This window comes from Pasteurella bettyae CCUG 2042, from assembly GCF_000262245.1.
Lineage (GTDB): Bacteria > Pseudomonadota > Gammaproteobacteria > Enterobacterales > Pasteurellaceae > Basfia > Basfia bettyae.
This window is the reverse complement of the sequence record NZ_AJSX01000002.1, coordinates 1-4792: the sequence shown is the minus strand read 5'-3', so window position 1 is coordinate 4792 and position 4792 is coordinate 1. Positions and strand designations below refer to the sequence as shown.

The window sequence follows — 4792 nt, the reverse complement described above, 5'->3', positions numbered from 1 at the left end:
AATTGGAGTACGTAATGCGGGGCATATTGGGGCGAGTTTTGATACTTTTCAAATAGATAGCCAAGGGCGAATTGTTAATACTGGAATATTAAATGCCGAAAAAGCCATGAACTTAACGGCAACACAAGATATTAATAACCAAGGTAAAATTGAAAATAAACAAGGAAATATTCAGCTTCGTTCCAAAGCAAAAATTGAAAACCGAGGTTCTATTGTCGCTCGTGGTGGCAATATTGATAAAAAAGCAGATAGTCATATTCAACAAAGTGGTGAAACGCTAGCAAAAGGCAATGTTAACTATACAGCTCCAACAATTCACGCAACTGAAAGCTCATTGATTGCCGCAGGGGTTAATGTGACAGATGATGCACAGGGTGAAACTCGTCAGTTAGAGACAAAATCAGCTAAAGGCAAATCCATTCAACTAACTAGCTCAAGAAAGACCACTGCACAAGGCAAAAATATCGCCTCTGGAGGCATCACAATATCAGCTAGTGAGGTTAATGTCAGCCAAAGTCATACTTCAGCTCATGGGATTGAGATTAAAACGACAAAAGATCAAATACAAGCAAATCACGCAACATTAATAGCGGATAATGCTCTCTCTAACAACACCAACAACATTAGATACTCAACATAGCCAGTTAAATGCCGAAAATCTTTCTCTTTTATCACAAAAATTAATTAATCATGGTGGTGAAATTCAAGCTCGCTCACAGCTTGCTCTCACGACACATTTATTGGATAACCAAGCAGGTTATATCCGTAGCCAAACAGGACATATTCATGCGAATAAGATTAATAATAATGCCATCTCTGAAACTGGCTCATTGATTTATGGCAACTCGCTCACCTTACAGGTCGACCATTTAGATAATCAAGGCACCAAGGCGAAAGGAAATCAACCGATACAAGGTATTCAAGGAGCAGATTTAACCTTTGAGGCGAACACCTTAAATAATCAGCAAGGTGGTATTTATAGTACAGAACAGGTAAATATTAATGCTGCTCATCTTCTTAGCAATCAACAAGGTGAAATCGTTGCCCTCAATAAGATACAGATAAAAAATCCCCATGATTTAATGATAAATAACCAAAAGGGAGTGATACAAGCGCATCATGCTATTGATTTACAAGCGAAAGGATTACTATCAGAAGGGTTAATTAGAACCCTGGGTAATTTAACCCTCGATCTCAAAGACAGCTTAACTTTACATCAAGCATTTGAAGTTGGTAATAACCTTAGCTTGACAACCCAAGGAGATTTTAATAATCATGCCGAACAACGTGTTGGCAATAAAATGACTATTTTGGCAAATCATCTTGTCAATAATGCACATGCTGAGCTTTCTGCAAATGAAACTACTTTATCTGTAAAGCAGTTAACTAATAGAGGTTTAATTGATGGTAATGAAACTCGTATCACTGGTACAGATATTACCAATATTGCCACAGGACGTATCTATGGCAATCATTTAGCACTAAAGGCAAATAAACTGGAAAACCTTGCTGAAAAACAAAAGGATGAAACCCAATCAGCAACTATTGCTGCCAGAAAACGCTTAGATTTTGGTGTGAGTTCCTTAACCAATCGAGATCATGCTTTGATTTTAAGTTTAGATAAATTATTTATTGGAGGAGCGTTAGATAGCAATTATCAAGCAATCGGTAAAGCGACTCTTGTGGATAATGGCAGTGCGACTATTGAAGCCTTGGGCGATGGCGGAATAAATACGACAAGATTAAAAAATCACGACCTTTATATTAAAACAGGCATCAAAACCGACAAACAATATTTTAAAGAATATAGTCCAGAAGATAGCAGTGATGTTTATTTAGGACGAGACGGCGTAAATGCACAAGGCTGGTTAGATTGGAATAATAATAACCGTCATGACCGTAATGCCTATTTTCGCTTTGATAATGGCACTTCTGTAGGCTCCCCTACTTGGTTCCAAAAATTTTATACTCGAACTACGCATACCACTACATTAGTTCACCAAGACCCAGCTAAAATTGCCTTCGGTGGAAATTTATCCCTGGCTGGAGAACATTTGCTCAATTATGCGTCAAAATTATTGATCGGAGAAAAATTGTTATTAGGCGATCGAGTAATCAAACATAATCTTAATAATAGTGATTTAAGTAGCAAAGGTACACATCTTGAGAATATTGATTTAATTGGAGAAATCCATCGTCTTGACGAAGGCAAAACCTCAACCTTAGTGTCAAAAAGAAAGCATAAAGGAACAAAAAAAGTTTGGGCACATTACACCGAAAATATTAATGAAAATTTTAACCGCACTTTACCCGTTGAGACCTTTGGTTTTAGTTTAGTGTTAAATCAGATTGGACGCCCTATTTCAAGCGAAGCTGAAATAGCCAAGAAAGCTGACCCTAAAACAATTCAAGTCGAAAATTTAGATCTGCCTCATGTGAATAAATCACCTATTGAGACGGTTCCTCTTCCACAAGCTAGCCTTTATAAAATCAATCCTGATGCTCCTCATGGTTATTTAGTTGAAACTGATACTCGATTTACCGACCCTAAACAATGGTTGAGTTCAGATTATATGTTTAAACAACTACGACATAATCACGAAAATGTACATAAACGTTTAGGTGATGGTTTTTATGAGCAACGGTTAATCAACGAACAAATTCATCAACTCACAGGACGGCGTTATCTTGAAGGTTATCATGATGATTTAGCCCAATATCAAGCCTTAATGAACAGTGGCGTGAAATACGCTAAACAGTTTAATCTTGCCCTAGGAGTAGGCTTAACCGCTAAACAAATGTCAGAGCTCACCACTGATATGGTGTGGTTAGTCAATAAAGACGTCACCTTAACAGATGGTCGCCATTTAACAGTGTTGGTGCCTCAAGTTTATTTAGTAGCTAGAAATAGCAATATTAGTGCTCAAGGGGCAGTAATTTCAGCGAATAAGATTATCGGGGCAGTAGATAACTTAGAAAACAGTGGCGTAATTGCAGGACGAGATTTAACCCTTATTCACGCTAACCAACTTAAAAACCAAGGTATGATTTTAGGCGAAAGTGTCGATTTATCCGCTAAGCAGAATCTCATTAATTTAGGGGGTAAAATTGAAGCGGTAAAAGATTTATCCCTTTATGCTGGTAAAAAACTAGACATTCAAAGTACCCTCTCTTCTGCCGAGAATAAAGCGGGGAATTTTGCTCGCACTGTCTTAGACCAAAAAGCAAGTGTGAAAGTAACGGGGCAAAATGGACATTTAAATTTACATAGTGATGGAGATTTAACCATTAAAGCTGCCGATATAGAAAGCCAAGGTGCTCTCACTGTAAGTGCAGGAAATCATCTACAAATCACCACACTTAAGCTCAACAACAAAGAGCATAATAACACCGATAGCGATAACTACTACCGCTTAGACCAGCAATATGAAGTCGGTAGTCACTTAGTTGGTCAAGATACAGTCATGCTCATAGGGCAAAACAACACCACCTTGCGTCAAGCCTCGGTGAGTAGCCAGACTGGTAAAACCATGATTGGTGCAAAAGGCGATGTTCGTATCGAATCAGGTACAAAATCAGAAACCTTAGCTACTCATTCAAAAACCAGTAATCATGATATGGTGAGTAAAAGCAGTGAAATTCGAGGTCATTATCATGACAACACTGAAGCTGTTGCCAGTGAGGTCGATGGTAAACATGTCCCTCTCGCTTCCGAGAAAGGAAAAGTAGATATTAATGGTTCTTCAGTAGTTGCGGATAAACAATTAAGTATCACTGGAAAACAAGGAGTAAACATCACTGCTGCTCAAAATAGCCACTATGAAGAAAATGAACATATTGAAAGTAAAAGTGGCTTAATGGGGGGCGGTGGCATTGGTTTTACCGTGGGTTCTAAAAAAGAGCAAATTGAGCAAGACCAAATGCAGCAAAGTGCGGTTGCTAGCCAAGTAGGAAGTTTATCAGGGAATACCGATATCCACACCGCAGGAGAATATCGACAAACAGGTAGTATTGTCACTTCAAAAAACACGGATATCAATATCAGTGCAAAATCAGCAAATATCTCTGCGGTACGTTCGGATTATAAAAGTCACTACAAATACCAAATGGAGCAAAAAGGCTTCTCTTTAGCCCTTACTGGTGCAGTGGCGAATGCGATACAAGCGGTGGATTCTGTCACAAAATCAGTAAAAATGGTTGGTGAAAGTAAGAATAATCGCATTAACGCAATGGCGGCGGCGAATGTGGGCTTTGAAGCCATGAATGCGGTGGATAATCTGAGTAATGTTGCCGATGCGGTTTCAAAGGGGTCTGTAACAGGCGGAGCGGTTGGTGTACGCGTCGCTTACGGGCAACAAAAATCGGTTCAAACCCAACATAGTGAGGGCAATCTTGCAGAGAAAAGCCAAATCAATGCTGGCGGTAAGGTGAATATCCAAACCCAAGGTGCTGGCAAAGACGCTACCCTCTCTATTACGGGGTCAGATGTTGTAGGCTTAGGTGGTACCCACTTAAAAGCGGATGGCAACATCAATATTGAAGCCGCAGATGAAAACCACTTAGAACGCAGTAATAATAAATCCAGCGGATTTAATGTGGGGGTGGTGATTCAATTTGGTAATCATGTATTGGCTGGAGTTACAGCCAGTGGCAATGTGGCAAAAGGCTATGGCAATGGCGAAAGCCAAGCATGGGTAGCCAGTCAAGTGGGTAGCCAAAATAGCCAAACCATAATTGAAAGCATGGCGGATACCGCCATTAAAGGAAGCCAAGTGAAAGGCAACCAAATCAG

The 4792-nt window shown here is 39.4% G+C and carries 1 protein-coding gene and 1 pseudogene; both read left to right on the top strand.

Features of this window, described 5'->3' with window-relative positions:
• Positions 1–640 (top strand): annotated as a pseudogene (locus HMPREF1052_RS10900) (filamentous hemagglutinin N-terminal domain-containing protein); the annotation flags it as partial.
• A partial coding sequence (locus HMPREF1052_RS00015) for a hemagglutinin repeat-containing protein (RefSeq protein ID WP_005758262.1) occupies positions 597–4792 on the top strand: 4196 nt, incomplete at its 3' end. The pseudogene HMPREF1052_RS10900 and the gene HMPREF1052_RS00015, both read left to right, overlap by 44 nt.